This is a genomic window from Pseudovibrio sp. POLY-S9 (assembly GCF_001431305.1).
GTDB lineage: Bacteria > Pseudomonadota > Alphaproteobacteria > Rhizobiales > Stappiaceae > Pseudovibrio.
The window spans coordinates 83,382-110,181 of record NZ_LCWX01000163.1; the positions used below are offsets into that span (position 1 = coordinate 83,382).

Here is a 26,800-nt window from a genome sequence, read left to right on the forward strand (position 1 = left end):
GGGTCTCCCCCTGTTGAGTGGGTGATCGACGACGATCTCGTGCCTTACGAAGTTGCCCAAAAGGAAATGGAAGAGCGCGTTGCCGCAATCGCAGCTGGCGAAGCCAACGAACGCGTCTGGCTTTTGGAACACCCGCCCCTTTACACAGCAGGCACAAGCGCCGATCCAGTCGACCTGATCGCCAAAGACCGCTTCCCGGTTTATGAAACAGGCCGCGGAGGGCAGTATACTTATCACGGTCCAGGACAACGTGTTGCTTATGTTATGCTCGATTTGAAGCGCCGCCAGCAAGACGTCCGCGCCTTCGTCGCAGCGCTGGAAAAATGGCTCATCGACACCCTGTGGCAACATCACGTGCGCGGAGAACGACGGGAAGATCGTGTTGGCGTTTGGGTTCAACGTCCCGAAAAAGGCAAGGACGTAGAAGACAAGATTGCCGCTATCGGCATTCGCCTGCGCAAGTGGGTAACCTTCCACGGCATCTCACTGAATGTAGACCCGGATCTGGAGCACTTCACCGGCATTGTCCCCTGCGGCGTGCAAAAACATGGTGTCACCAGCTTTGTGGATCTCGGTCTTCCACTCACCATGCCAGAGGTGGATATCATCTTGCGCGAGCAATTCGAAGAGATCTTCGGAGCCACAGAAACCTTTGGCCCGTCCGGCCTCGTTCAAAAGCCTGAGAGCGTATAACTAGTACTCGATGCGGAAAGACCCCTTCTCGTCAGGGGCATCCGCCAGCAGTGTCACCGCTTCAACTTGTGCCCCGACGGGCCCCTGCTGAACAGCCATCAACAGGGCATCCACTTTTTCCGGATCACCGGTGACAACTGCCTCCACTGATCCATCAGCATTGTTCTTGCACCAGCCGGAAACACCGAGCATTCCGGCTTTTTTATAAAGCCACGCACGATATCCAACACCCTGCACCAATCCCGTAATGGAAAAGTGTTTGGTTTTCATTGGTATCTCCCGGTGCGCTTAAAGGCTTCACAGATAAAACTTTTCTCGATTCAGAGGACGAAGTTGGCAACACAGCCCAGTCTCGCCACAGCCTTAGATTGCAAGCCATAAAAAAAACATCAACTCCTATATCTAATAGGTAGCCCTTTAGGAGAGACTTTATGAATTTTCTCAAATCCCGCCTGACTGCTCTTTCATTCTCCGCAGTCATGATTTTTCTACCAGCTCAGAGCTTTGCTCAGATCAATTTCACCAGTCAGTTCAACGAGATCATAGAAATGGCTGATTATGAAACCGGCATCGCTTCTTTTGTAAGCAACACTAAGCAGAATCCGGAAAACAATCAGGCAAAGCTCGCATTGGGCGCCCTGCAGTTTCTCAATGCCCTCCAAGGCATTCAACAAGACCTATACAAATATGGCGCCGGAAACACATCTCCAAACAGAAGCCTGAGGTCGATCCTCCCCGTCTTCAGAATCCCGGTTGCCCCAAACCCAACGCCAGAACCCATTACCTACAACAAGACAAGGGAAATGCTGGAGAACTTCGTGTCTCAGCTGGAACAAGCAAATGAAACTTTGAACGGGATATCAGAGCAACCAGTAAAGCTCACGGTAGACCTTTTGAAGATCAACCTGGATGCAGACAACAATGGAACCGTGGAACCTCACGAGAACCTTGCCGCAATCCTATCTGGCCTTTCCAGAAGAAGTCCGTTTCAGCTTGAGGATGATACAACTGCGTTTCCTATAACCTTTGACAGGGCAGACGCAAAATGGTTACAGGGATATTCTAACCTACTCATGTCAATGGGCAATTTCCTACTCACCTTTGACTATGAGAATACCTACGACCTCACTTTCCATAGTGTCTTTGGCGCATCTGCAACCACCTATGGTCAGCAGTTAGAAGACATGGGAAAAGCAGACAACGAGCGCGGATTTGGCTCCTTCGCCACCCCAATCAACTTCCTGCATTCCATCAATTGGACTGTACAGAACCCTGATCGCCTCAAAGCAACGCGCCAGAACCTTTTGAAGGTGATGCAGCTGAACTACGAGACATGGGATCTCATTCAAAAAGAAACGGATAACGACAACGAATGGTTGCCAAATCCCAATCAGACCAGCCCCTTTCAAGCCCTCCCTGTCACGCAAGAGACCATCGACAGCTGGCTGGAAGCCGTCAAAGCCTCCGAACAGGTGTTGACCGGCGAGCTTCTGATTCCATCCATGGTGTTTGAAGGCGGGATCAACATGAAGACCTTCTTCGAGACCGCAAAGACCTTCGACCTTGTGCTCTTCATCACCGGACCAAACTCCGTTGACTATGTGGAACAAGGCCCTGTTTGGGAGGGCGATTTCATGCGCACCATAACGCGCCCAATGGGCCGAAACTTCGGTTCATTTGCGGTCTGGTTCAACTAACTATTCCCTAAAGAAAAAGCCCGGCAATTAGACCGGGTTTTTCAATTAGTTCTGTTTGCGCTCCACATGCACAGTATAGAGTGATGCGCCAATGATCAGCGCAGCTCCAAGCCACAAGTTGCCCGGTGGTACCCAGCCGAAAATAAGAAATCCACAAAGCACATTAAGCGGCAGCTTGAGATGGTCAAACGGCTGCAAATAAGCTGCATCGACCTTCTCATAGGCCATAGCCAATGAGCCTTGCGCAATCGCCCCCAAAAGCCCCGCCAGAATAATCAACCACCACATGTTCATGCCAACTGGCATTGCCAAACCACCTGGAGCCAAGAAAGCCAGGACGAAATTAACTGGTGTCAGCAGTAGAAGAAGATAGAGCGTAACAGATTGCGGGCTCTCACGTTCTTCCAGCTTCTTCATACAAAGAATAGAAGAACCCCACAGCAGAGCAGCGATAATCGGCAGGAAAGCAACCAGCTGAAAGGCATCATCCCAAGGACTCAGAATAATCATGCCACCCACAAAGCCGACAGCTGTCGCCGCCCAGCGCTGCCTGCTTGCTGTCTCACGCAAGAACAACGCTGCTCCAATGGTCACGAAGAACGGAGAGGTCATCAAAAGCGCAATTGCCTGCCAGATTGGCACACCATTCGCCAAACCAGCCACCCAGAACTGAACGCCCAGCGCTGCCAGAAAGACGCGGAAGATATGCAGCGCCAATTGTTCTGTGTGCAATCCGTCAACACCAATGCGCCAGATCACTGGTAGCATAGCAACAAGCGAGATCAGGTATTGCCAGAAGGTTGCACTGGTAGAACTCAATCCCTGCACCATCGTCAGATACTGCATGGCAGAATTGGTGATAGCAAAAGCAGCACCGGCAAAAACCATCCAGCTTGCGCCCACAACAGCTGCGGACGCACGAGTAGAACTGCGTGATGAACTCATACACGCACCTCAAATTCACGAGATAAAAACGGAATAAACATAAGAAATCTTTCTGATCCAAAGGGCCAACAACAGCCACGTTTCATTGAATCAGGACGCGCAAGCAAACAGTGCGTTTCAAAACACCCCTCACCCACATTCTCTTTCATCCGGACTATAACCGTCGGTTCCGGGTTCTCACCGGATCTGCTGACCCTTCCTGAATATGGAAGGCGCTCGCGGACTTATGGCACGAAGGCCCATCACCACCGGTAGGGAATTACACCCCGCCCTGAGAATTATCTCCCATCATAGGGAGACCTGATTTCTAACAGATTCTCAGGAAATTGCGAGTTGTCTTTCAGTCTAACTGAAAACACATTTGTGAACGGACTGTCACTCGAAGACAGCCTCGCAACTTGATGCCAGGAGAGCTGCTATCGCAGATCCCACTGGCGCAATTCCTCACGGTATGTCTCGGGGAAATCCCAGTGTTCTGCAGCTTCTAAAACACCTTCCCACGCCTTTACGTGAGGTTTCCCTGTCCGCACAGTGCGGCTCATATACATAATGGCAGACTTATTCTGCCCACCGCTTCGAACCGGAAGAAAGACCTTGTCCAGACCCTTGCGGAAAAGCGCCTCTGCGCCATCCACAATTGTAACTTCCCCGATGCGGCAATCCCACAGAACACCGTGAACACGCTTCCCCGGCGCTTTCACCATGGAAGGAACGCCTTCGGACGTCACGATAAAGCGATAGCCATCCATGGAAGCTGGCCCCAGCGCTTTGGCTTGCGGGCAACGGCTTGCCATGGTCTTCGGGTTCATCAAGCGGCCATAAGCGAAATAAATCGGCATCAATTCAACTCATTACAAAGAAGGTCAGACGACAAGACTGTCAGCAAGGTGAGCGGCAAGCTCTTCACGCGAAGCAACCACGGTATCAGCTCCGCAATCTGCAAGCTCACTTTCAGAGCCGTAGCCCCAGAGCACACCAACGGATCGGACACCATTTTCTTTCGCTGCAATAATATCGTGTTTGCGATCGCCAATCATGAGACACTGAGACGCTTCCAGACCTTCCTGCTCCAACAGATAAGCCAGAAGATCCACCTTATTACCGCGGGTCATATCCAACTCGCAGCCATAGGTTTTCTCAAAAAAACCATCCATCTCAAAATGCGCGACAATCTTTTCCGCATAAACCCAAGGCTTGGACGTACACACGAACAACCGGTCCCCACGCTCCTTAGCAGCCTGCAGCAGCTCAATGATCCCATCGTAACGCACGTTTTCATAAAGCCCAACAGTGGTGAAGCGCTCGCGATAAAGGCGAATCCCCTCAAGGATCAGCTCTTCATCTTCCGTATTCAGAAGTTGGCGATAGGTTTCTGTGAGGGGCGGCCCGATGACAAAGGCAAGATCTTCAGCAGGAGGAACGTCGCGGCCAAGCTTTTCAAGCGCGTATTGAACGCTCGTTACAATGCCGACAAAAGGGTCTGTCAGCGTTCCATCCAGATCAAAAAGCAGAGTGCGCAAAGCCAAATCCTCAACATAGGAATTGGCTTCGCACCAACTCCTTATTCAAATTCCATGATAACAGCATCAACTGCCAGACTGTCACCCGGTGCAGCCTTGATAGCGCTTACCACACAATCGCGTTCGGCCCGAAGCACATTTTCCATTTTCATGGCTTCAACAATGGCCAGCTGCTCTCCAGCTTTCACTTCCTGCCCCTCTTCTACATGAAGAGAAACAACAAGGCCCGGCATTGGGCAAAGCAACAGGTTGGATGTATCAGGTGCAACCTTCTCAGGCATCAGTGCTGCAAGTTCAGCATTGCGAGGCGTCATCACCTTGGCAACAACAGAATAGCCTTGCCAGTCCAGCTGGTAGCCATTCTCAACAGACCGCACTTGGGCACTTACAGCACGATCACCAACGTGACCTTTCCAAAGCATATCGCCCGGAACCCAGGAGGACGCAACGCGTTCGCGGGCACCACCCTCAACACACACATCAATATCAAGTGGTGTTGCCGCCATGCCTTCAATCAACTCAGCATCCAGCTTCTCACCATTGATCAAAACACCCCACTCACGGCGTACACCGCCATGATGCGGACGCAGGCGACCCGGCAAGTGATCCAAACGCTCACGCTCAATCAGGTGCATGGAAAGCGCAACAGACGCCAACACATTACGGGCCTCAGCATCAGGTGTAGCTGGTTCAAACCCATCAGGATACTCATCAGCAATAAAGCCAGTTGCCAACTGACCAGAACGCCAGCGCGGGTGTTTCATGAGAGATGCAAGAAACGGCACGTTGTGCTGGATGCCATCCACCTGAAACTCATCCAGCGCAGTGCTCATGCCTTCAATCGCTTCAGCGCGGGTCGGCGCATAAGTCACCAGCTTTGCGATCATCGGATCGTAGAACATGGAGATTTCAGAGCCTTCCACCACACCAGTATCATTACGCACTACATAAGCACCGTGATCACCTTCTACAGGTGGACGATAGCGCGTCAGGCGGCCAATGGATGGCAGGAAGTTGCGGTACGGATCTTCAGCATAGATTCGGCTTTCAACAGACCAGCCATTCAGCTTGACCTCATCCTGCTTCAAAGAAAGCTCTTCACCAGCTGCAACACGGATCATCTGCTCAACTAGATCCACACCAGTGATCAGTTCAGTCACTGGATGCTCCACCTGAAGACGGGTATTCATCTCAAGAAAGAAGAAGCTCTTGTCCTGTCCAGCAACAAACTCAACAGTACCCGCGCTGTCATAGTCAACAGCCTTGGCAAGCGCGACTGCCTGCTCGCCCATCTTGCGGCGAGTTTCTTCGTCCAGCAAAGGAGACGGCGCTTCTTCAATCACCTTCTGGTTACGACGCTGAATGGAACATTCGCGCTCACCCAGATAAACTGCATTGCCGTGTTTATCGCCCAGCACCTGAATTTCAATATGGCGCGGGTTCTCAATAAACTTCTCGATGAAGATACGATCATCGCCAAAGGAGCTGATAGCTTCAGACTTTGCGCGCTCGAAGCCATCCATGGCCTCTTCATCATTCCAGGCAATACGCATGCCTTTACCGCCGCCACCAGCGGAGGCTTTAATCATCACGGGATAACCAACCTCAGAGGCAATCCGCTTGGCATCTTCAGGGCTTTCAATCAGCCCCATATATCCAGGTACAGTGGAAACATCAGCTTCAGCCGCAAATCGCTTGGAGGTGATCTTATCTCCCATCACCTCAATCGCTTTTGGATTAGGGCCGATAAAGACAATGCCTTCCTGCTTCAAACGCTCACAGAATTCTGCGCGTTCAGAAAGAAAGCCATAACCTGGATGCACAGCCTCAGCACCGGTCTGCTTACATGCTTCAATAATCTTGTCGATCACAAGGTATGATTTCGCTGCAGCCGGTTCACCAATGTGAACGGCCTCATCAGCCATCTCCACATGAAGCGCATCTCGGTCCGCATCGGAGTAAACAGCAACCGTTTTGATCCCCATCGTTTTTGCCGTTTTGATAACACGGCAAGCGATTTCCCCACGGTTTGCGATCAGAATCTTTGAAAACATGCCCATCCCACATACACACCTTCTTTATTTACAGTGCAGGGTTGTAGGCATCTCTACGCACTTCCGCAACCTCACAATTGGGCGAAGAACCATCGCACTTTCGTAGGGGCAATGGATGCACAAAGCATCTAAGTTTTGACGGGGCTTCACCCGAATACAGAGCATTATCACTTAAAATGCGTTGAGTTTCGCGCTCACCTCTGGCAACACAGTTTTCCAACAGTCGGAAAGTCCTCAGGAGCCAAACAATGAATGAAAACAAGATTTTTCTGGAAGGCCTGTCTTTCTATGCATTCCATGGTCTCCATGATGAAGAAGCCAAATTGGGCCAACGCTTTATCATTGACCTGACCTGTTGGGCTGATTTTGAAAAGGCAACTGTTTCAGATGACTACGAAGACACCATCTGCTACGGCACCCTTGCAAAAACTGTCGAGGATGTTGTGACCAACTCCCGTTTCAATCTGTTGGAACGTCTTGCCGGAGCTATTTGTGAGGCCGTTTTCGCGATGGATCAGCGAATCTCCCAGGTCACTGTGAAAGTGAATAAACCCTCTGCGCCAGTGCCGGTTCATACAGGCGGGTTTGGCGTAGAAGTCACACGTGCACGACCTGCAGCAAAAAGTTAAATCAACGACATCTTCTTTAGAACCGGCTAACCACCGCTCACCTTGATACTCGCACTTTTGAGCTATTGCCTTCAAAACATATGGAACTGCGGCGTTCACGCCAGCATCAACATCTGCATTGTAAGGCAACTGATCCCATGCGTAGTGCCTCCACCACCATTATTGCCAGTAGTCTCATAACTCTGTTGTGGGTAGCCTCAGCCAATGCTCAGGCACGTCCAGATGCAAGGGCCCTGACATGCGAGCAGGCAAAGCAACTGGTCGACAGTCGTGGAGGCGTCGTCCTGACCACAGGCCCGCGAACCTATGAGCGCTTTGTGAGTAACATCAGGTATTGCCTGCACAACGAAGTGCTTCGCAGAGAGTGGACCCAGACCAAAGACAACAACTCCTGCCAGATCGGTTATCGCTGCTCACCACGCACACGGCAGAACCAGTAATAAGGGAGGAGACTATGCGGATATCAACATTACTCGTTCTTTCGAGCACTCTGCCTCTCATAGTTTCCACCGCAGCGCACGCACGTCCTGATACACGGCAAATGTCCTGTCTTGAAGCCCGCTCCGTCGTACAGCGTGCTGGCGGCATTGTATTAAGCACTGGCGTTCGTACCTACGACCGCTTCGTCGCAGGCCTCCAGTTCTGTCAGCCTTACGAACGCTTGATGAGCCGCTGGGTCCCCACAAAAGACCAGAAGCGCTGCTTCATCGGCTATTCATGTGAGCCAGGTTACAACAGCGGCGAAGGACCATTCGGCTCCGATATCTTCGACTGAGCCCTTTGAAGATCCACGTTTCACGCAAATACACTGCAGTTGCACCATAAAACGTAGCTGCAGTTACCCACATTCGAATCCTTCATCCACATCCTGCGAAACTCACCTTGCCCGTTCGGCATGACCAACAGGCGGTTGAGAACTCCTTTCTGCACCACCATCAAGCAAAAGTGTGAGCTTGATCACAGACAGGCAAGTAATCCCCAAGAACACGAAGACACGAGTTCGTTACCAGCCTAAATTCAAAGTTGCGAAAAGAAAATTTTGTGTTCCAAAACACATCTTACTCAAAAATTTCCAGTAAACATACAACCATCAACGAACAACAACAAACCACAAACATCTAAAAACAAAGCATACAACAAAAATAAGCTTGAAGAAAAACAAGATAACTACAAAACACAAGATATAAGGCGGCACGGAGTTGCCTTGTATCAGTCTAAATTGAAAAGACACGCCGAAGTAACAACCAACATCGGCAAAACCCCATCAGAAAGACTGCTCCTCCCGGTCTTTCGCTCTGAAAATGACTAGAACTGAAAGTAAAACAAATGAAAAAGATCGCTCTGACCCTATCCGTACTTGGCCTCGTATCTGCTGCTTCCATCGCTCAGGCTGCTCTGGTGAACACCGGTGACCTGACTGCCTCCCAGGCAAAATCACTCGTACAGGACAAAGGCGCAATCGTCCTCGCAACCGGCCCAGGTCTTTACGACCGCTACGTTGCAAACGCTTCTTACTGTGCTTCACACGAAGAAACTCAGCGCGCTTACGTCGTAACCAAAGACTCCAACAGCTCCCTCATCGGTTACACCTGCGTCGTCGAAAACAGAGATAACTAAGCCTCTAATCCGCCTCAAGTTAGAGAGCTTCCCCCATCAACCTCTTAGGGAAAGACTGTCCCTCCCCAGTCTTTCCCTCCCCAAATGATACAAATTAAAATTGAAAGTAAGACCAATGAAAAAGATCGCTCTGACCCTATCCGTACTCGGCCTCGTATCTGCTGCTTCCATCGCTCAGGCTGCTCTGGTGAACACCGGTGACCTGACTGCCTCCCAGGCAAAATCACTCGTACAGGACAAAGGTGCAATCGTTCTCGCAACCGGCCCGGGCCTTTACGACCGCTACGTTGCAAACGCCTCCTACTGCGCAACACATGAAGAAACAGAGCGCGCCTATGTCGTGACCAAAGACTCCAACCATTCCCTTATTGGTTACACCTGCGTGGTTGACAACAAAAACAACTAAAATCTAACTCGCCCCAAGTTAGACGCACGTCCCCCATCATCACGCTCCAGGGAAAGGCTTTGCCTCCTAGTCTTTCCCTCCCCCATTTCCCAAAAGAATTAAGAAACCGAAAGCTAAACAAATGAAAAAGATCGCTCTAACCCTTTCCGTCCTCAGCCTCGTATCTGTTGCTTCTGTTGCTCAGGCTATGAACGCTCCACGCACCAATACAACTGACCTCACAGGGTCTCAGGTAAAGTCTCTGGTGCAAGAAAAAGGTGCGATCGTTCTCTCCACAGGTCCTGACCTTTATGACCGTTACGTAGCAAATGGCTCTTACTGTAGCCCAAGCGAAGAAACACAGCGCGCCTACGTTGTGACAAAAGACTCCAACCACTCCCTCATTGGTTACACCTGCGTGGTCGAAAACGACGAAAGATAAGACCTAACTCGCCTCAAGTTAGTCCCCCTTCCCATCAAAAAACCCGGCCTTCGTGTGAAGGCCGGGTTTTTTGATGTTTCGTTCGATTAGACACCAATTTTAGAGCGGAATGTTATCGTGCTTTCGCCAAGGCATCTGCTGGTTCTTGGTCCGCAACATCGCAAGCGCTCTCGAAATGCGCATCCGTGTAGACTGCGGCATGATCACCTCATCAATGTAGCCACGCTCCGCAGCAACAAACGGGTTCGCAAACCGGTCTTCATAATCCTTGGTGCGCTCAGCAATCTTCTCAGAATCACCCAGCTCGTTGCGATAGAGGATCTCAACGGCACCCTTTGCACCCATCACAGCAATCTCAGCAGATGGCCATGCATAATTCATATCACCACGAATGTGTTTGGAGCTCATCACATCATACGCGCCGCCATAAGCTTTACGCGTGATCACTGTGATTTTCGGAACAGTCGCTTCACCATAAGCAAACAGCAGCTTTGCGCCATGCTTGATCAACCCACCATATTCCTGCGCAGTCCCTGGCAAGAAGCCCGGAACATCCACGAAGGTTACCAGCGGAATGTTGAAGCAGTCACAGAAACGAACAAAACGCGCAGCTTTCCGGCTTGCATCACTGTCCAGAACACCCGCAAGAACCATTGGCTGGTTGGCGACAATACCAACTGTGCGTCCTTCGACGCGGCCGAAACCAGTAATAATGTTTCCGGCAAAGCTTTCCTGAATCTCAAAGAAGTCCTGCTCATCGACAGTCTTCAGGATCAGTTCCCGCATATCATACGGTTTGTTCGGATTATCCGGAACCAGCGTATTGAGGCTCTCATCCAAACGAGATGGATCATCATAAACGGAAAGTTCAGGTAGCGGAGCCTGATTGTTCATCGGCAGGTAATCCACCAAACGACGAATCTGCAGCAACGCTTCCACATCATTGTCAAACGCACCATCGGCGATGGAAGATTTGGTCGTGTGAATGCTCGCGCCGCCCAGTTCCTCAGCCGTCACAGTCTCATTGGTCACTGTTTTCACAACATCAGGACCAGTGACGAACATGTAGGAGGTATCGCGCACCATAAAGATGAAATCGGTCATGGCAGGTGAATACACATCACCACCAGCACATGGACCCATAATCACAGAAATCTGCGGAATAACACCAGATGCCTGAATGTTACGCCAGAACACTTCACCGTATCCACCGAGCGCAGCAACACCTTCCTGAATACGAGCACCACCTGCATCAAAGATCCCGATGATCGGTGCACGATTCTGCAGCGCCATATCCTGGATCTTCATGATCTTCTCGGCGTGTGTCTCAGACAGCGATCCGCCAAACACAGTGAAGTCTTTCGAGAAGAGGTAAACGGTACGGCCGTTGATGGTTCCCCAACCAGCAACAACACCATCCCCCGGAAAGTGCGTTTCCTCCATACCAAACTCGGTACAGCGGTGTTGCTTGAACATATCGAATTCTTCGAAGGAACCTTCATCTAGCAGAATTTCAATGCGCTCTCGTGCGGTGAGTTTTCCGCGTTTGTGCTGCGCATCAATTCGGCGCTGTCCCCCACCAAGCCGCGCTTCATCACGTCTTTTTTCTAATTCAGCTAGAACTTCCTTCATCAGATATCTCAGCTCCCAATCTAACTGAGTTATCTCCTAGCACGCCCCTACGCACAAAAACTAGTAAGCCGTTGGATTGAGAAGCCTCATGCAATGCAACTGATTACTCCCTCAACCCAACAACCAACAACCCTTAGGAAACCAAGCATTCTTTGATGCTTTGATGCTTTGACAGCTAAAACTCACTCTGCCTCATCAGCACTGCCAGCATTGAGCAATCCATATTTTTCTTCGCCTATTTTCTCAAGAAGCTCCAATTGAGTCTCAAGGAAATCACAATGGCCTTCTTCATCTGCCAGTAAACTGTCAAAAAGAGCCATTGTCACGAAATCACCTTGCTGCTCACAGAACACACGAGATTCGCTATAATACACAATTGCTTCACGCTCCCCTGCCAGATCAGCTTCCAGCACTTCCTTCACTGAGGACCCGATGCGTAAGGGCGCAATATGCTGCAGGTTTGGGTGCCCTTCCAAAAAGACAACTCTTTCCACCAACCGATCCGCATGATGCATTTCTTCAATCGATTCAGTCCGCTCTTTCTTTGCGAGTTTGGTGTAACCCCAATCTTCAAGAAGTCTGAAATGCACCCAGTATTGATTGACAGCTCCAAGTTCCATGGAAATGGCTTTGTTCAAACGTTCAATGACACCGTCTTTTGCTCTCATGAGTTCTCAGTGCAAGCACTGCTCCTTAGGGAATGCAGATGAAACACAACTCGTTTTGAACCGACCCTAAAACGAGCTTTGATCCAGTAAACATAGATCAGCCTAACCCGCCGCCAACCCAAATCCCCTATCGTTCCTAATGAAGCGCTAGTCTGAAACAAACAACTTTAACCCAACAAAAAAGAGCCGCCCAACAGGACAGCTCTTTCTAATCAAAACAAACGGTTAGGCGAACTTATTCGCCAGTATCAGCCGAGTTTGCATTCAACGCGCCGTAGTGCTGTTCACCAATCTTCTCAAGGAGATCCAGCTGAGTTTCAAGGAAGTCAATGTGACCTTCTTCATCAGCCAGTAGATCATCAAACAGCTTCATGGTGACGTAATCACCTTCAGCATCACAAATCTCACGGCTCTTCTTATAAGAGGTGCGAGCTTCATGTTCACCAGCAAGATCCGCTTCCAGAACTTCCTTAAGATTGGTGCCTATCTTCAAAGCGCCAACAGTCTGCAAGTTTGGATGACCACCAAGGAAGAGAATGCGCTCAATCAGCTTGTCAGCATGTTGCATCTCTTCAACGGATTCTTCGCGCTCTTTCTGCGCCAACTTTCCAAAACCCCAGTCATCCAGCAGGCGGTAATGCAGCCAGTACTGGTTGACGGCACCAAGTTCCAGTTTCAGAGCTTCGTTAAGCCGCTCAATAACTTTCTCATTATGTTTCATCGGCGGAATTCCTCAATATTCTTGATTAGGGCAGTATTTGGCGATGTTTTCGTTATTACGAAAGCCCTGAACTCATATGTGCAGCAAGAGTGCATAGTTCAACAGATTCGATGGTAACACGGCAAATGAAATTCACTTGCCCACATACTACAAACTATTGATTTCTTTCTACGATATCAGGAGAAACCACAACACCAACAAAAAAGCGCAGCCAAAAGCCGCGCCTTAAGACAACTTCGCAAAGAATAAGCCTTAGCTTTCTTCTGGTGCTCCAACGAGAATAAGCACTGCTGCGTTGAACTCGTCGTTTTTGAAACGACGAATACGAGCAGCCTCTTCATCCTGCCCCCACTGCTCAATATTCCAATCTTCATCAACATGAGCTGCAGACCAGACAACATCCGCCTCAAAAGCTTTTTCAGCCAGTGCCAGCGCCAGCAAAGCAGAACCGCTAATGGACGTCACTGTATGGATCGCAGTCAACTGAAGCGCATCATATTTGCCCAGTTGCGCACGATAGGCTGTTGTCACCGCCTCATCTTGCGCGACATGCATAATCCCTTCAACGAGTTTGAAGCGACCAGCAAACAACGTCTCCGCCCAACCCAAGACTGGGTCCCACTGATTTTTCTGGCGAGTGACCAGTTCTGCAGGGGAAGCTGCGCGGTAACACAAATGATCATTTCCGGCATACCGTGTGATCTCGTCTGCAACTTCCGCAAACTTGTCTTCAACGGCATCAATCGCAGAATGGGCAATGCGCGTCAGCGGCATCGTCGCCGGATCAATCTCTTCTTCCTGCAGCTCCCATTCGGCAGCCACGCCTTCAGCAATCACTTCATCCTTAAACACCAGTGCATTGCGACCGGGTGTTTTAATGGAGCGTCCATCCAGCAATACAGCGAAGACGTCATCTTTCAGCTCGACACTCACACGCTCGTAAAAGCGTTTTGGCAAGTTCCGTTTGGTGTGTTCACGCGCAGCCTGAACAGCATCAACAGGTCCTTTTGCAATGTCATCTGCAATCTGCTCAAAAATGTCACGCATTATGCAACTTCCTTATTCCATTTGAAGTGCTCACTAAGCACCGGAATGAGTTCCTTAAACTGATTGATAACATAGGTGGCTCCAGCGCTCTTCACGTCTTCAGCGCTGTGATAACCCCATGTAACTCCGACAGATTTCACACCTGCATTGCGCGCCATGTGCATATCAAAAGTCGTGTCACCAATCATAATCGTGTTTTCCAGATCAACACCAGTTTCGCTCATCGCCTGAAAAATCATACCTGGATTTGGCTTGGAGGGCGCAACATCTGCTGTCTGCATGGTGGTGAAAAGCCCTTCCAGCTCATGCAAGCTGATCAGGTGTTTCATACCGCGGGAATGCTTGCCTGTTGCGATACCAAGAAGCACATCCTCCCGGCTATCCAACTCTCGCAAAGCATCAATCGCCCCCTCATAAAGGGGATCATAATCACGCCCCTTGGAACGCATTTCCCAAACGATCTGCTGGTATCCCTTGACCATCTGCTCAATCAAGTCCGGGTCATTTCGCCCCAGCAATTGCTCAAACGCCACATCCAGTGTCAGGCCAACCGTTGCAAGAATTTCATCTCGCGATGGCATAGGCAGATCGACAAACCGATACGCCGCAGTAAAACCAATCATGATATTGTCTTGGCTATCCGCAAGCGTGCCGTCGCAATCAAACACAATGAGATACATGTAGATCAGCCCGTAACGTTGCTATTACTTATTCTGGTTCATTGATGTCCGGATCATAGTCCTTCACATCCATACCAAGCAAGTTCCAGGTTTGCTGCATATGCGATGGCAGCGGAGCAGAAACATCAATCACACCATTACCTGACGGATGCGGGATCATAATCCGGCGCGCCAGCAGGTGCAGCTTGTTCTGGATGCCACCGGGCAGCTCCCAGTTTTTGATATTGAAGTATTTTGGATCACCGACGATAGGGCAACCAATATGCGCAGCATGGGCACGCAGCTGGTGCGTACGGCCAGTTACAGGCTTCAGTGATACCCAGGAAAGCTTCTGACCGGACTGCTCAACCACATTGTAAAGGCTGACTGCGTGCTGTGCTTCATCATCACCATGACGGGCAACACGCATGCGCTCTTCACCCTCATCACGCGCCAGATAGGTCGAGATACGCCCCTGACGCGGCTTTGGTACGCCAGCAACCATCGCCCAGTAGATTTTACGCGTGTTGCGATGACGAAATGCCTTTGTCAGCTCCTGAGCTGCACGGCGGGTCTTCGCAACCAGCAAAATACCGGAGGTCTCACGGTCAAGACGGTGCACCAGACGCGGCTTATCGCCCTTCTGGTTGGTGAAGGCGTCAAGCATACCATCCACGTGACGCGTCAAACCTGAGCCACCCTGCACAGCAAGGCCAGCAGGTTTACTCAGTACCATCACATGCGCATCTTCAAAGAGCATCATCTGCTCAATGGCTTCACGGTCACTGTCAACCAACTTGCGCGGACGAGGTCTGGCATTCTTGCGGTCATCAGCAGCCAGCTCAACACCGAGCGGTGGAATGCGGACTTCTTGCCCCTTTTCCAATCGGGTAGAGCTTTCGGCACGTTTGCCATCAACTCGAACCTGCTTAGTGCGCAGCAGTTTCTGCAAACGGCCAAAGCCAAGTTCCGGAAAGTTTTCTTTAAACCAGCGATCAAGACGCATGCCTGCTTCGTCGGCATCAACGCGGCGCATCTCAATTTTAACTGGGCTGCCACCGTTGTTTTGCGGCGCTGCTTTGTTCTGGGAGCCACTCATGGGTGAAGGTCCTGACTTCTAACGCGGCGGCAGCACGAAGGGTGCGCCAGCCGTTCCTATTAAATCCGTTGGCGCTCATTTGGCAGCTGAAGGCAAAACATGCAAGTCTTTCACGCAGATTCAGCCCTTAAAAACGAAAAACCATCAAGTTTCTATGAGTTTTTGCGGGCAACTTGCAAATTAGGCGAGAACCTGCCGTGTGAGATAAAGACCTGCAAACAAGGCTGAAACGGAAAGAATAAGCGAGACCAACACATAAGCGGCGGTCGCAATAGGTTCTCCGCGTTCCCACAACACAGCGACATCCAGCGAGAAGGTTGAGAAGGTAGTGAAACCGCCAAGGAAACCCGTCGCGATCAGATAACGCAGCTCAGAAGAAGCGTTCAGTCGCTGAGCAAGAACCTCAACAAAGATCCCCATCAGCAATGAACCAAGAATGTTTACGGTGACAGTGCCCCACGGAAATGAAGGGCCCAGAAGACGAAGTCCGGCCATTGAAACCAGATGCCGACAAACCGCTCCTGCCCCGCCACCAAGTGCTATCAGGATGAGATTTTTCATGCATTCTCCCTATCGGATTTTGAATGGCATGTCTTGCACAAATTGCACAGTAACTAACATCCCTTAGAGAAGACCTCATCAACCTTCTCACGGCAAGCTTCCACCAACTCTTCATGATCTTCCAGATGCGCTTCTTCCTCATCCAGAATATCAAGGAATATCGCGCGCAGGTTCATGTCATCACCAGGAGCAATCCGCTGTGCCGACCCGTGGCACTGATGATAAACATCCCGCAGTAACCGCACCAGCCGCTCTGCAGCGTTGAGCCGCCCCCACAGGTAATCATGCTCGCGCCATCCGCGGTTGAAGAAGGCACCAAACATCTGCAATTGCGCGCCTTTTAGATCAACGCCACCGGGACAAAGCAATTGGGCATCCTTTGGGCTGATGCGCCCCACCTCAATCTTACGAAGTTCAAAAGCATCAAGCGCCTGCTGAACCGGAAACATGCTGGTGTCGAAGAACGGAAAGCCGATATAGCCTTCAAGAATACCTTGCGCCGCCTTCAGATCACCTAGTTTCCCAACTCCCTCAAACACAATGGAATCTGTCAGTTTATCAAGATCGGCAAGGCCCATGCGAAGGCTGAGAACCCCGAGCACTTTGCGCACTGTCTCCAATTGCGGCGATACTTCCTTCAGCAGCGTCGCAAGGTAGATGGTCTCTGTGCCATAAAACTCCACGGACCAACGGCTCCGCAAGTTGGCAATCTGCCCATAAAGTTCACGCTTAAAGACATCCAGGTGGCGCGCAAACTCAACAGACCCAGCAATCTCTTCATGGTGATAGAACTTGTTGATCTGCTCGATCAAAAACCGCAACTGACGAATGCGATAGTCGACATCAAGACTCTTCAGCTCACGAAGAATCTTAGCCTGATCCCGCTGCGCTTCCCCCTCCTCTTCTTTGGAGAAGGTCAACGCATTCACGACCACTTCTTCCACGCTTTCCCAAGACCAGAGAGCAACCTCCTCACCCTTTTCAACGCACCCCTCTTGCTGCGTGCCGGAAAGCTCGGAAATCAACAAGACAACCCGGTGGGCGAGATGCCCCAAACGAAGCTGAAGATAACCGGCATTGGCGAAACCAGATTGTTCCATCGCTGCCAGCTCAGCCCCTTGCCGCACAACTGAGAAGTCACCCTCGGTCTCCGGCAGGCTGCCATGTTTTTCAAGCAACAGCTGCACTTCATGGCGGACCATCGGCAATGCAGCTTCAGCCACTTCCTGAATCCGCCGCACCTTCATGTTGATCTGCTCAATCTCTTGCAGTTCATCACCAATCGGTTCATTACGCGGAATGTGAGCTAACGATGCAAAGATGCTCTTGAAGAAACCGGGAGGTTCTGGCTCAGCTGGCACATCACGGTGCGAGAAGGGCAACGGATCCAGATAAAGCAAACGACGCACCACTTCGCGAGCTGCAGGTCGTTGTGCAATGGAACCTATAAGCGGCTCGAAGGGCTTGTTCATCACCAACGACCCATCAATGAAGATACGCTCCCCTTCTGCATCGCAATTGGCATGAAGCACGTTGGTTAGGAACGCTTCACGCCCGCTCCACTCAAGACCCTGACGCTCAAGAACGCCATCCATCTCCTCAGCACTCATAGGCGGAAAGGCTCCAGGGAAACTAGAGGTCGCTCTCGCAGCAAAGACCAGATCAGGAATACACTCCGCACTCATCTGGCTATGCAAACCGCTGGACACCCGATGAATGGCATTGAACTTTACAATACGTCGATGATCCAACTCCTCAATAAACTCGGGATCATGCAACGCAATACGCCGCAACACACCGTGAAAATCCGTGAGTGTCACGAACAGCTCCAACCGCTGTCCATAAGGGATCAACGTCTCCCCGCGATCCTCTTCATCCATCGCGCGGCAAGCATCCACCAGCCATCCTGAGTAGCGCTCACCTGAGAACGGCGGCGCAAACCAACGGGAACTGATAAAATCTCGCAGTTTGGTGCGCGTTTCCTTGTTCTGAGGAACATCAGTCCCAAGGAAAACCAGCAGCTTATCCAGAATGGGCGCAAGCACCCGCTTGGCATGTTTGCTGACCCCGGATGTTTCATTGGCCAGCTTGTCAACATCAGCAAGCGACAGCCATAGATCGCTATGGTGCTTGAGCGGCAGATCATGCGCCAGTGCCCGCGCCAGCATGATCGCATTCACACCTCCGGCAGACGCGCCAGAGATTGCATCAATCACAACCCGCAGGTCCAGCTGTGGCCCAAAACTTTCAAGAAGATCGAAGTAGGATTTCGCTGAGCCTTCGAGAGTGACATCACTCTCAACACCGCGCTCACGGTCTCTCCGCAACTGATGCAACGCATGGGAGGCACGCTGAAGATTTAGGAGTTCACGGGTGACACCGTGCATATAGATGGCGAGTGAAACCCCGCCATACAGCACCAGTCCCAATCTCAGCTCAAGTTGCCTCATGCATGCACCAGAATTCGCTTAAGTAAAGAAGTCAGAGCATGATGCGCAGATATAAATGACCGCAACAAGCTCATATGTCAGTGTGCGAATTAGGATGCCCGAATGCAATCGGGAAACCCAAACAAAGTTACGTGTAGTTTATGTGTAGTCTTGAAAAGTGACCGCCAGTTTTCAGAAAAGGCGAAACAACGAACTCTGTCGCAACGTTCCAACGAGAACCCAGACAGACAGCCCTAAGCAGTGCCACGCTCTTTTCTCAAGCGATCCCAATAGCTCAGACGTTTTTGAACATCACGCTCAAAGCCACGAGCATTCGGCTCATAATACTTTTGCCGACCCATCTTCTCAGGGAAATAATCCTGACCAGAAAACGCATCTGGCTCATCATGATCGTAGCGATAACTTTCACCATACCCCATCTTCTTCATGAGCGTGGTCGGTGCGTTCAGGATGTGCTTTGGCGGCACAAGAGATCCATGTTCTCGCGCATCCATGCGAGCAGCCTTATAAGCCAGATAAGACGCATTCGATTTAGGGGCCGTTGCCAGATAGACCGCAGCCTGAGCCAGCGCATACTCCCCTTCTGGTGAACCAACCAGCTGAAACGCATGACGTGCAGCATTCACCTGCACCAGCGCATTGGGATCAGCCATGCCAATGTCTTCAGAAGCCATCACCGTCAGACGGCGAATGATGTAAAGCGGGTCTTCTCCGCCCTCCAGCATCCGGCACATCCAGTAGAGCGCCGCATCAGGGTCCGACCCGCGAATGGACTTATGAAGCGCAGAGATGAGATTGTAATGCCCGTCCTTGGTCTTGTCGTAGATCGGCGCACGTCGCTGCACCACTTCCGCCAGGCGTTCCGTGTCGAAAATCTCGTCATCGCCAGCCGTACGCCAAACGTCTTCCGCCAAAGTCAATGCAGACCGGCCATCACCATCTGCCATACGCACGAGAGATAGACGCGCATCCTCATCCAGCGGCAAGTCACGCCCCATCACCTCTTCCGCGCGTTTGAGCAAATCAATCAGCGCATCTTCATCGAGTGAATGGAACGTCAACACATGCGAACGGGACAGCAGCGCCGCATTCAGCTCAAAGCTCGGGTTCTCAGTCGTCGCCCCTACCAGAGTGATGGTGCCATCTTCCATCACAGGTAAAAAACTATCCAGCTGAGCACGGTTGAAGCGATGGATCTCGTCAACAAACAGCAAAGTCCGCTTGCCGGAGATCTGACGGCCTCTTGCACGCTCAAAACACTTTTTGAGATCAGCAACTCCGGAGAAAATCGCAGAGATCTGCTCAAATTCCAGTTCCGTTGCATCTGCAAGCAAACGGGCAACCGTGGTCTTACCGGTACCCGGAGGCCCCCAGAAGATGAGAGACCCCAGAGAGCCGGACCGTAGCATACGGCTTAAAATACCAGCATCACCCAAAAGGTGGCCTTGTCCGACAACATCCTCCAGAACACGAGGCCGCATGCGGTCTGCAAGCGGCCTGTCTTCCAGCTGATCCATCCCATTGGCGGAAAATAGATCACTCATGGTCTCTCAATATTCCTCTAAACTGTTCTGGAGAGTAAAACTCTCAAAACAGCATTATCGCAAACTTACCTGTCGTAGCTGACCATCACGTTTGAAAGTGATGTTCCAGGTGCGCTGTTTCTTGCCGGTCAGCTTGGAAAGGTCTTTGGTGCTTTGAACTTCAGCACCATTAATCTCAACCACGATATCACCGGGTTTAAAGCCGACATAGGCAGCAGTACTACGAGCTTTAATATCAGCAATTACAACGCCTGAAAACTCGTTGTACATGCGCAACTCTTCAGCCACAGCAGGAGAAAGATTCATAACCCGTACACCAGTAAATGGCGAGTTCCCTTTGATCTCTCTTTCATCTCTAGCCACAGTTTCCGGTGCACGCTCAAGACTGATCTCAACAGCAAAAGCTTCGCCACCACGCAACATCTCAAAACGCGTGACACCGCCAACTTTCTTCGTAGCCAAACGGTAACCATAAGCATCTGGATCATCCACCTGAGTACCACCAACAGACATGATCAGGTCACCTACACGAATACCAGCACGGTCAGCTGGGCTTCCTTCCTGAATACGTGTCACCAGAACCCCGCTAGGACGCTCCAATCCAAGGCTGGCAGCAATATCAGAGCTGACTGGCTGCACACTGGTTCCAACCCACGGGCGGCGCACGATACCGCCGTCATCGGCAGCTGAAGCAACCACTTCCACCATATTGGCAGGGATTGCAAAACCAATACCGTTGGAGCCACCGGAACGCGAGAAGATCGCGGTGTTCACACCAACAAGATGCCCGTTTAGATCAACCAGCGCCCCACCCGAGTTACCCGGATTAATGGCAGCATCTGTCTGAATGAAGAATTGATAGTCCGAGACGCCCACCTGATTTCGCGCAACAGCGGAGACAATACCTTGCGTCACGGTCTGCCCAACACCAAACGGGTTCCCAATCGCCAACACCAGATCACCCACCTCAAGTTCATCAGAGTTGGCAAACGGCACAACAGGGAACGCCCCTTCTGCGTTGCGCACCTTCAAAACTGCAAGATCTGTGCGCTCATCCATCAAGATGATATCGGCATCAAACTCACGCCGATCAGAAAGTGCCACACGCACCTCATCAGCGCCCGCGATAACGTGATGGTTGGTAATAATCGTCCCATCAGCAGAAACAATCACACCAGAGCCCAGAGAGCTTTGAACACGGCTACGCGAGCGAGGCGCGAACCGATCGGATTGCTCACCAAAGAAACGACGGAAGAACGGATCATCAAAGAATGGAGAAACTCTGCGGCGCTCTTGCACGGTACGACTTGCGTACACATTCACCACCGCTGGCGCGACCTTCTTCACAATAGGAGCGAAGGAAAGTGAAATCTCGGCTTGAGATGTTGGAACAGTCTTTTCACTGGCCAGTGCACCAGTGCCTTGCGTTGCAACAACGCCAGTAGTCCCAAGAACTGCACAAAAAAGCAGGTGAGCAGCTGACTTCCTGATTTGACCCATTCTTAAATCCCTTCGGCAAGAGCCCCCAGTTCACAATAATTTTCTTTCAAAAAATTTGGGAGCAGCAGGTTACAGATAAGTCTGCAATATGGAAATGAAAAGGCCAATCTGTCGGTTTTAAGCAGCGAGCTCGTATCCCCGAAAACTGCATGTGGATTTCAAACTAGTAATAGTTTGAGTGCACTAAAAAAGATCACACCTGCTCAAAACGCAAAACGCCGGGTCTCCCCGGCGCCTCACTCATCTCGATAAAACCTGACAGAACTTAGGCTGCCCGGATATTCTCAAGGTATTGTTCAACCATGTTCTTCAGCTCTTCTGACTGGTGTGTCAGCTGGTTTGCAGCGCCAAGAACATTCTCTGCTTCATGACCAGCGTCACTTGCGATCATGCTCACACGGGTAATGGCCTGAGCAACCTCAGAGCTACCAGAAGTCACCTGCTGAATATTGCTGGAGATATCTGTTGCGGTTACGGCCTGTTCCTGAACAGCACCTGCAATCGCAGTCGCCGCTTCATTCACGTCACCAATAACCGTGCTGATTTCCTTGATAGCCGCAACAGCCTTCTCGGTCTCAGCCTGAACAGACTGAATCTGAACACTGATCTCGCCAGTTGCCTGACCAGTCTGGTTCGCAAGGCCTTTAACTTCGGATGCAACAACCGCAAAGCCCTTACCAGCTTCGCCAGCACGTGCAGCCTCGATCGTCGCATTCAGCGCCAACAAGTTGGTCTGATCAGCAATATCATTGATGAGAGATACAACTTCACCAATGCGCTGCGCAGCTTCCATAAGACCGTTTACAGACACCTCGGCCGCAGCAGCCTTCTCAGCTGCTTGCTTGGAGACATCAGCAGAACGACGAACCTCACGGTCAATCTCACCAACAGTCGCAGAAAGCTCTTCAGCAGCACCTGCAACAGCCTGAAGGTTCATCAGGGATTGTTCAGAGGCAGAAGATACCGTCTGTGCTTCAGTGTTGGTCTGCTCAGAGATGCTTGCCATACTCTTCGCGGTGGTTTCCAGATTACCGCCAGCGTCAGTCACAGTGGTCAGGATGTCTCGAACACCAACATCGAAGTTCTCGTTCAAAGCATCCACGCGCTTCACACGCTCTTCCTGTTCATGTTGCTCACGCACCTGTTTCTCATCCAGCTCTCTTGCACGGACAAGACCAACCTGGAAAGACTGAACAGCTCGGCCAATATCGCCAATCTCATCCTTACGCTGAGCAGAGATAATCTCCACATCCAGATTGCCGTTCGCAATCTTATTAAGATTGGCTGACAGTCGATTAAGCGGAGTAGACAGGCTACGTGCCATGAAGATGCCAATTGCAGCAACAACTGCCAACACGATTAATCCGCTAATGATGATCTCTTTGGCGAGGGCATGAACCACAGCCAGCGCTTCGCTTACATCAGTCTTTGCAACGATAACGGTTGGGAGTTTTTCAAAACCAAGTGGCAGGGCCAGAACAAACTGTTCCTTCACTTCCGCAAAACCAACATTGCTTTCCAGGTTCGCTTGCAGGTCCTCAACAACTTTCGCAACAACCTCTGGATCATCTTTCTTCACCAGCGCCGTCGGTACATCAGACAGAACCTGATTGGAAAGGATGGTGCCGTCAATGCGTGCCAGATAGGTCTGCCCAGTCTCACCCATATTCTCACGATTTTGCAAAACGCTATCGAAGAACTCAGAGCCGAGACGAATGGAGATAACACCCTTAAACGTGACCTGGTTGAAGTCTTCAACAAACACAGGAGCCGAAATCAAAAGGGATGCAGAATTTCCATCAGACGCATATTGAGCGATCTCAGAATAGACCACGTCGCCTTCAGTGGCTTTCGCCGCCTTATTGAATTCCTGACTAAGCAATGTACCGGATAGCTTGCCATCCTTCACGCTCTCAAGAAACTCAGAGGACTTGGTCGCAGAATAAATCACCAGACCGTTTGCATCCATGATCAGGATGTCCGCATAACCTCCACCGGTTACACTCGCCACAAAGTCTGGATGAACAACAGCATGACGCCAGGAATAAAGCGTCTTGTTACCATTCCCAGTCAGCTGCAGACGATCAGCAACAGAAGAGCCACTCTTTTGGAAGTAGCTAAGGATGTCATCCTTATCTGCACTCAGAGAATCCATGGAGGCCAGCAAGTCGGTCATGGTAACGCGCATTGCGCTACTCTTGACCAGACGCTTGATATCGCTATCAACGCGCTCCAGCTTTTCATCGAGTGTATCCCGACGAGCCTGTGCCACGAGTACGAGCTGTGTCTTGCTCGCTTCAGTCAGCGCGCTCTCAGCACGCGTATACCCAAGGAATGCCACAACGGCACTCGCAATAATTGCAAGCCCAACCATAATGAATGGAAGACGAACAGCAATACGATTAAAATAATTTTTGACTCTAGGTGAGGATACAGAGCCGCTCTCATCAGATTTAGAACGCATATTTGCCCCCGAGTAATACGTTGGGAGCATAGTCGGGCTATAGTGTTAATCTCCGCTTAAAACAAATATTTAAAATGCTTTTCAAATCGAAGAAAAATTGAAATACCGATATGATTTAGCAGTGTTTTCTCACAAAGCTCGAAGCACGTTGCACTATCATAAGTTGCAGTACCAACCTGATCCGAACAATCCAGTTCCACCTGTTAAAACTCACGTTACGCAAACTATTTCATCAGATTCGTTCTGCAAACAGCAGGAGCCCTTGAGTGAATTTCATTCAGGCAACAAAAAAGGGCACCCGAAGGCACCCTTTTTCAAATCGCTTATGCGAAAAGCTTATGCAGCAGCTTCAGCTGTCTCAGCAGCTTCTTCAGCAGCAGCGCGTGCACGATCTGCAGCGCCTTTAGCTTCTACGTCGCGCTCAACCAGCTCGATAACAGCCATTGGTGCATTATCACCATGACGGAAACCAGCTTTCAGCACGCGAGAATAACCACCCTGACGGTCCGCATAACGCTCTGCAAGGGTATCAAACAGTTTTGCTACCATTGCAGTGTCACGGATCTGGGAAATTGCTTGACGACGTGCATGCAGGTCGCCGCGCTTGCCCAGAGTGATGAGCTTCTCGATGATTGGACGCATCTCTTTTGCTTTCGGAAGCGTCGTAACAATCTGCTCATGCTGGATGAGCGAAGCTGCCATGTTAGCGAACATCGCTTTACGGTGGCTTGACGTCCGATTGAGCTTGCGGCCGGAATTACCGTGGCGCATGGCCCTCTCCTTTGTTAAGTCAATTACGATCTAGTACATCAGATCGCCGGAACCTCACGCAGCGCGCTCAGTTCCTGTTCCTTTAATATTGGTGGTCTTCGTAGCGCTTAGCGAGCTCATCGATATTTTCAGGCGGCCAGTTTGCCACTTCCATACCGAGATGCAGGCCCATTTGCGCCAGAACTTCTTTGATCTCGTTGAGAGACTTACGACCGAAGTTCGGTGTACGAAGCATTTCTGCTTCTGTCTTCTGAATGAGATCGCCAATATATACGATATTGTCGTTCTTCAGGCAGTTTGCCGAACGTACAGACAACTCAAGCTCATCAACCTTCTTCAGCAGTGCTGGGTTGAACGCAAGTTCCGCGACTGTGTCTTCCTGAACTTCACGCTGTGGCTCTTCGAAGTTCACGAAGATAGACAGCTGATCCTGCAGGATACGAGCAGCAAATGCTACTGCATCTTCAGGGATCACAGATCCGTCAGTTTCAACAGTCAAAGTCAACTTATCATAATCAAGAACCTGACCTTCACGGGTGTTCTCAACCTTATAAGAAACCTTCTTAACCGGAGAATACAGGCTGTCAACCGGAATCAGACCGATTGGAGCGTCTTCTGGGCGGTTAGCGGCAGCTGGAACATAACCCTTGCCGGTGTTAACAGTGAATTCGATGCGAACTTCCGCACCTTCATCAAGGTTACACAGCAGCAGACCTGGGTTAAGAACCTCAACGTCACCTACAGTTTCAATATCGCCAGCGTAGACCGCACCTGGACCCTGCTTACGCAGAACCATACGCTTTGGTCCCTCGCCTTCCATGCGAAGCGCGATTTCCTTGATGTTCAGGATGATGTCAGTCACATCTTCACGAACGCCAGGAATAGACGAGAACTCATGGAGAACGCCATCAATCTGAACCGCAGTCACTGCAGCACCCTGAAGGGAGCTAAGCAGAACGCGGCGCAGGGCGTTACCAAGAGTCAGGCCGTAGCCACGCTCAAGAGGTTCTGCAATCACAGAAGCCTTAAAGCGTGCATCATCGCCAGCACGAATGTCGAGTTTAGTTGGCTTGATAAGCTCTTGCCAATTTTTTTGAATAGTCACGTTCATAAACCCTCTGGCTTTCCCGTTGACCTAAAAGTCAACTAATCCTTGCCTGGGTGGAAAACTAGCCTAACGAACTGTTAGACGCGGCGACGCTTGCGTGGGCGGCAACCATTGTGCGGGATCGGAGTTACATCACGGATAGATGTAATAACGAAACCTGCAGCCTGAAGCGCACGCAGAGCGGATTCACGTCCAGAACCTGGACCACGTACTTCTACTTCGAGAGTACGCATGCCGTGTTCAGCAGCCTTACGACCAGCGTCTTCGGCAGCGACCTGTGCAGCATAAGGGGTAGACTTACGAGAACCCTTAAAGCCAAGCGCGCCGGCAGACGACCAAGAGATCGCATTGCCCTGAGCATCGGTGATGGTGATCATGGTGTTGTTGAACGTAGAGTTCACATGCGCGACACCTGAAGAAATGTTCTTCCGTTCGCGACGACGCACGCGCGTCGATTCTTTAGCCATTATATTTCCTAACTTCGATATCTACACCGCCGTATAGCCGGCGGCTCCACCGGATAACCGGCTAGTTATTTCTTCTTACCAGCGATCGCTTTAGCAGGGCCCTTACGGGTGCGAGCGTTGGTATGAG

The 26,800-nt window shown here is 50.8% G+C and carries 27 protein-coding genes, 1 pseudogene and 1 riboswitch; of the genes and pseudogenes, 8 read left to right on the plus strand and 20 right to left on the minus strand.

Going from position 1 to position 26,800, the window contains the following annotated elements; translation table 11 throughout:
* The coding region (gene lipB / locus PPL9_RS14750) for a lipoyl(octanoyl) transferase LipB (protein WP_082596881.1) at window positions 1–693 on the plus strand (693 nt) is incomplete at its 5' end.
* Here the strand turns inward: lipB and PPL9_RS14755 are convergent.
* A complete protein-coding gene (locus PPL9_RS14755) occupies window positions 694–963 on the minus strand; it encodes an acylphosphatase (protein WP_057463397.1) in 270 nt (89 codons plus the stop codon).
* Between the two features lie 161 nt (window positions 964–1,124).
* Between PPL9_RS14755 and PPL9_RS14760 the strand changes: the two genes are divergently transcribed.
* Window positions 1,125–2,390 carry a hypothetical protein gene (locus PPL9_RS14760; RefSeq protein WP_057463398.1) on the plus strand — a complete coding sequence of 422 codons (1,266 nt, stop codon included), beginning with the start codon at window positions 1,125–1,127 and terminating at the stop codon, window positions 2,388–2,390.
* A gap of 45 nt (window positions 2,391–2,435) precedes the next feature.
* Here PPL9_RS14760 and PPL9_RS14765 read toward each other — a convergent pair whose 3' ends face one another.
* The 4 genes from PPL9_RS14765 to PPL9_RS14780 form a co-directional block, all read right to left on the minus strand.
* Window positions 2,436–3,335 carry a DMT family transporter gene (locus tag PPL9_RS14765; protein ID WP_057463399.1) on the minus strand — a complete coding sequence of 300 codons (900 nt, stop codon included), beginning with the start codon at window positions 3,333–3,335 and terminating at the stop codon, window positions 2,436–2,438.
* Between the two features lie 133 nt (window positions 3,336–3,468).
* Window positions 3,469–3,618, minus strand: a riboswitch (FMN riboswitch).
* Between the two features lie 133 nt (window positions 3,619–3,751).
* A complete protein-coding gene (locus PPL9_RS14770) occupies window positions 3,752–4,174 on the minus strand; it encodes a gamma-glutamylcyclotransferase family protein (RefSeq protein ID WP_057463400.1) in 423 nt (140 codons plus the stop codon).
* A 24-nt stretch (window positions 4,175–4,198) separates the two neighbouring features.
* Entirely contained in the window at window positions 4,199–4,855 is a 657-nt protein-coding gene (locus PPL9_RS14775) for an HAD hydrolase-like protein (RefSeq protein WP_057463401.1), read from the minus strand.
* A 41-nt stretch (window positions 4,856–4,896) separates the two neighbouring features.
* Entirely contained in the window at window positions 4,897–6,909 is a 2,013-nt protein-coding gene (locus tag PPL9_RS14780; protein ID WP_057463452.1) for an acetyl/propionyl/methylcrotonyl-CoA carboxylase subunit alpha, read from the minus strand.
* Window positions 6,910–7,157: 248 nt separating this feature from the next.
* Between PPL9_RS14780 and folB the strand changes: the two genes are divergently transcribed.
* The 6 genes from folB (at window position 7,158) to PPL9_RS14810 (ending at window position 9,982) form a co-directional block, all read left to right on the plus strand.
* On the plus strand, window positions 7,158–7,538 hold the full coding sequence (gene folB / locus PPL9_RS14785; RefSeq protein WP_057463402.1) for a dihydroneopterin aldolase: 381 nt from the start codon (window positions 7,158–7,160) through the stop codon (window positions 7,536–7,538).
* Between the two features lie 137 nt (window positions 7,539–7,675).
* Window positions 7,676–7,978, plus strand: coding sequence for a hypothetical protein (locus PPL9_RS14790; protein ID WP_057463453.1), 303 nt, complete (start codon window positions 7,676–7,678; stop codon window positions 7,976–7,978).
* A gap of 14 nt (window positions 7,979–7,992) precedes the next feature.
* Window positions 7,993–8,313 (plus strand): hypothetical protein, encoded by a 321-nt coding sequence (locus PPL9_RS14795; protein ID WP_152986707.1) that lies wholly within the window; start codon window positions 7,993–7,995, stop codon window positions 8,311–8,313.
* Between the two features lie 551 nt (window positions 8,314–8,864).
* A complete protein-coding gene (locus PPL9_RS14800; RefSeq protein WP_057463404.1) occupies window positions 8,865–9,155 on the plus strand; it encodes a hypothetical protein in 291 nt (96 codons plus the stop codon).
* Between the two features lie 115 nt (window positions 9,156–9,270).
* Complete coding sequence (locus tag PPL9_RS14805; protein WP_057463405.1) at window positions 9,271–9,561, plus strand: hypothetical protein; 291 nt, start codon at window positions 9,271–9,273, stop codon at window positions 9,559–9,561.
* Window positions 9,562–9,682: 121 nt separating this feature from the next.
* Complete coding sequence (locus PPL9_RS14810) at window positions 9,683–9,982, plus strand: hypothetical protein (protein WP_057463406.1); 300 nt, start codon at window positions 9,683–9,685, stop codon at window positions 9,980–9,982.
* 99 nt (window positions 9,983–10,081) lie between these two features.
* Here PPL9_RS14810 and PPL9_RS14815 read toward each other — a convergent pair whose 3' ends face one another.
* From PPL9_RS14815 to PPL9_RS34235, 15 genes and pseudogenes are all read right to left on the minus strand, one after another.
* Window positions 10,082–11,614, minus strand: a complete 1,533-nt coding sequence (locus PPL9_RS14815; protein ID WP_057463407.1) for an acyl-CoA carboxylase subunit beta — start codon at window positions 11,612–11,614, stop codon at window positions 10,082–10,084.
* A 182-nt stretch (window positions 11,615–11,796) separates the two neighbouring features.
* The gene (bfr, locus tag PPL9_RS14820; protein ID WP_057463408.1) at window positions 11,797–12,282 is read right to left on the minus strand and encodes a bacterioferritin; all 486 of its coding nucleotides are present in this window, start codon (window positions 12,280–12,282) and stop codon (window positions 11,797–11,799) included.
* Window positions 12,283–12,517: 235 nt separating this feature from the next.
* Entirely contained in the window at window positions 12,518–13,003 is a 486-nt protein-coding gene (gene bfr / locus PPL9_RS14825; protein WP_057463409.1) for a bacterioferritin, read from the minus strand.
* 252 nt (window positions 13,004–13,255) lie between these two features.
* Window positions 13,256–14,050 carry an ATP12 family protein gene (locus PPL9_RS14830; RefSeq protein ID WP_057463410.1) on the minus strand — a complete coding sequence of 265 codons (795 nt, stop codon included), beginning with the start codon at window positions 14,048–14,050 and terminating at the stop codon, window positions 13,256–13,258.
* Window positions 14,050–14,730 carry an HAD-IA family hydrolase gene (locus PPL9_RS14835; RefSeq protein ID WP_057463411.1) on the minus strand — a complete coding sequence of 227 codons (681 nt, stop codon included), beginning with the start codon at window positions 14,728–14,730 and terminating at the stop codon, window positions 14,050–14,052. Before PPL9_RS14835 ends, PPL9_RS14830 begins: the two co-directional genes overlap by 1 nt.
* 28 nt (window positions 14,731–14,758) lie before the next feature.
* Window positions 14,759–15,808 (minus strand): RluA family pseudouridine synthase, encoded by a 1,050-nt coding sequence (locus tag PPL9_RS14840; RefSeq protein ID WP_057463412.1) that lies wholly within the window; start codon window positions 15,806–15,808, stop codon window positions 14,759–14,761.
* Window positions 15,809–15,988: 180 nt separating this feature from the next.
* On the minus strand, window positions 15,989–16,369 hold the full coding sequence (gene crcB, locus PPL9_RS14845; RefSeq protein WP_057463413.1) for a fluoride efflux transporter CrcB: 381 nt from the start codon (window positions 16,367–16,369) through the stop codon (window positions 15,989–15,991).
* Window positions 16,370–16,422: 53 nt separating this feature from the next.
* Complete coding sequence (locus PPL9_RS14850; RefSeq protein WP_057463414.1) at window positions 16,423–18,819, minus strand: patatin-like protein; 2,397 nt, start codon at window positions 18,817–18,819, stop codon at window positions 16,423–16,425.
* 233 nt (window positions 18,820–19,052) lie between these two features.
* Complete coding sequence (locus tag PPL9_RS14855; RefSeq protein ID WP_057463415.1) at window positions 19,053–20,363, minus strand: replication-associated recombination protein A; 1,311 nt, start codon at window positions 20,361–20,363, stop codon at window positions 19,053–19,055.
* Window positions 20,364–20,417: 54 nt separating this feature from the next.
* Window positions 20,418–21,863 carry a DegQ family serine endoprotease gene (locus PPL9_RS14860; protein WP_057463416.1) on the minus strand — a complete coding sequence of 482 codons (1,446 nt, stop codon included), beginning with the start codon at window positions 21,861–21,863 and terminating at the stop codon, window positions 20,418–20,420.
* Window positions 21,864–22,128: 265 nt separating this feature from the next.
* The gene (locus tag PPL9_RS14865) at window positions 22,129–24,327 is read right to left on the minus strand and encodes a methyl-accepting chemotaxis protein (RefSeq protein ID WP_057463417.1); all 2,199 of its coding nucleotides are present in this window, start codon (window positions 24,325–24,327) and stop codon (window positions 22,129–22,131) included.
* A gap of 336 nt (window positions 24,328–24,663) precedes the next feature.
* On the minus strand, window positions 24,664–25,098 hold the full coding sequence (gene rplQ / locus PPL9_RS14870) for a 50S ribosomal protein L17 (protein ID WP_057463418.1): 435 nt from the start codon (window positions 25,096–25,098) through the stop codon (window positions 24,664–24,666).
* Between the two features lie 82 nt (window positions 25,099–25,180).
* On the minus strand, window positions 25,181–26,209 hold the full coding sequence (locus PPL9_RS14875) for a DNA-directed RNA polymerase subunit alpha (RefSeq protein WP_057463419.1): 1,029 nt from the start codon (window positions 26,207–26,209) through the stop codon (window positions 25,181–25,183).
* 74 nt (window positions 26,210–26,283) lie between these two features.
* Window positions 26,284–26,673, minus strand: coding sequence for a 30S ribosomal protein S11 (gene rpsK, locus PPL9_RS14880; protein WP_054664941.1), 390 nt, complete (start codon window positions 26,671–26,673; stop codon window positions 26,284–26,286).
* 65 nt (window positions 26,674–26,738) lie between these two features.
* Window positions 26,739–26,800 (minus strand): annotated as a pseudogene (locus PPL9_RS34235) (30S ribosomal protein S13); the annotation flags it as partial.

What these genes read in the sequence shown, in the direction of transcription:
- PPL9_RS14755 (WP_057463397.1), bottom strand. Translation starts at nt 963, where the DNA reads ATGAAAACCAAACACTTTTCCATTACGGGATTGGTGCAGGGTGTTGGA.
- PPL9_RS14760 (WP_057463398.1), top strand. Translation starts at nt 1,125, where the DNA reads ATGAATTTTCTCAAATCCCGCCTGACTGCTCTTTCATTCTCCGCAGTC.
- PPL9_RS14765 (WP_057463399.1), bottom strand. Translation starts at nt 3,335, where the DNA reads ATGAGTTCATCACGCAGTTCTACTCGTGCGTCCGCAGCTGTTGTGGGC.
- PPL9_RS14770 (WP_057463400.1), bottom strand. Translation starts at nt 4,174, where the DNA reads ATGCCGATTTATTTCGCTTATGGCCGCTTGATGAACCCGAAGACCATG.
- PPL9_RS14780 (WP_057463452.1), bottom strand. Translation starts at nt 6,909, where the DNA reads ATGTTTTCAAAGATTCTGATCGCAAACCGTGGGGAAATCGCTTGCCGT.
- folB (WP_057463402.1), top strand. Translation starts at nt 7,158, where the DNA reads ATGAATGAAAACAAGATTTTTCTGGAAGGCCTGTCTTTCTATGCATTC.
- PPL9_RS14790 (WP_057463453.1), top strand. Translation starts at nt 7,676, where the DNA reads ATGCGTAGTGCCTCCACCACCATTATTGCCAGTAGTCTCATAACTCTG.
- PPL9_RS14795 (WP_152986707.1), top strand. Translation starts at nt 7,993, where the DNA reads ATGCGGATATCAACATTACTCGTTCTTTCGAGCACTCTGCCTCTCATA.
- PPL9_RS14800 (WP_057463404.1), top strand. Translation starts at nt 8,865, where the DNA reads ATGAAAAAGATCGCTCTGACCCTATCCGTACTTGGCCTCGTATCTGCT.
- PPL9_RS14805 (WP_057463405.1), top strand. Translation starts at nt 9,271, where the DNA reads ATGAAAAAGATCGCTCTGACCCTATCCGTACTCGGCCTCGTATCTGCT.
- PPL9_RS14810 (WP_057463406.1), top strand. Translation starts at nt 9,683, where the DNA reads ATGAAAAAGATCGCTCTAACCCTTTCCGTCCTCAGCCTCGTATCTGTT.
- PPL9_RS14815 (WP_057463407.1), bottom strand. Translation starts at nt 11,614, where the DNA reads ATGAAGGAAGTTCTAGCTGAATTAGAAAAAAGACGTGATGAAGCGCGG.
- bfr (WP_057463408.1), bottom strand. Translation starts at nt 12,282, where the DNA reads ATGAGAGCAAAAGACGGTGTCATTGAACGTTTGAACAAAGCCATTTCC.
- bfr (WP_057463409.1), bottom strand. Translation starts at nt 13,003, where the DNA reads ATGAAACATAATGAGAAAGTTATTGAGCGGCTTAACGAAGCTCTGAAA.
- PPL9_RS14830 (WP_057463410.1), bottom strand. Translation starts at nt 14,050, where the DNA reads ATGCGTGACATTTTTGAGCAGATTGCAGATGACATTGCAAAAGGACCT.
- PPL9_RS14835 (WP_057463411.1), bottom strand. Translation starts at nt 14,730, where the DNA reads ATGTATCTCATTGTGTTTGATTGCGACGGCACGCTTGCGGATAGCCAA.
- PPL9_RS14840 (WP_057463412.1), bottom strand. Translation starts at nt 15,808, where the DNA reads ATGAGTGGCTCCCAGAACAAAGCAGCGCCGCAAAACAACGGTGGCAGC.
- crcB (WP_057463413.1), bottom strand. Translation starts at nt 16,369, where the DNA reads ATGAAAAATCTCATCCTGATAGCACTTGGTGGCGGGGCAGGAGCGGTT.
- PPL9_RS14850 (WP_057463414.1), bottom strand. Translation starts at nt 18,819, where the DNA reads ATGAGGCAACTTGAGCTGAGATTGGGACTGGTGCTGTATGGCGGGGTT.
- PPL9_RS14855 (WP_057463415.1), bottom strand. Translation starts at nt 20,363, where the DNA reads ATGAGTGATCTATTTTCCGCCAATGGGATGGATCAGCTGGAAGACAGG.
- PPL9_RS14860 (WP_057463416.1), bottom strand. Translation starts at nt 21,863, where the DNA reads ATGGGTCAAATCAGGAAGTCAGCTGCTCACCTGCTTTTTTGTGCAGTT.
- PPL9_RS14865 (WP_057463417.1), bottom strand. Translation starts at nt 24,327, where the DNA reads ATGCGTTCTAAATCTGATGAGAGCGGCTCTGTATCCTCACCTAGAGTC.
- rplQ (WP_057463418.1), bottom strand. Translation starts at nt 25,098, where the DNA reads ATGCGCCACGGTAATTCCGGCCGCAAGCTCAATCGGACGTCAAGCCAC.
- PPL9_RS14875 (WP_057463419.1), bottom strand. Translation starts at nt 26,209, where the DNA reads ATGAACGTGACTATTCAAAAAAATTGGCAAGAGCTTATCAAGCCAACT.
- rpsK (WP_054664941.1), bottom strand. Translation starts at nt 26,673, where the DNA reads ATGGCTAAAGAATCGACGCGCGTGCGTCGTCGCGAACGGAAGAACATT.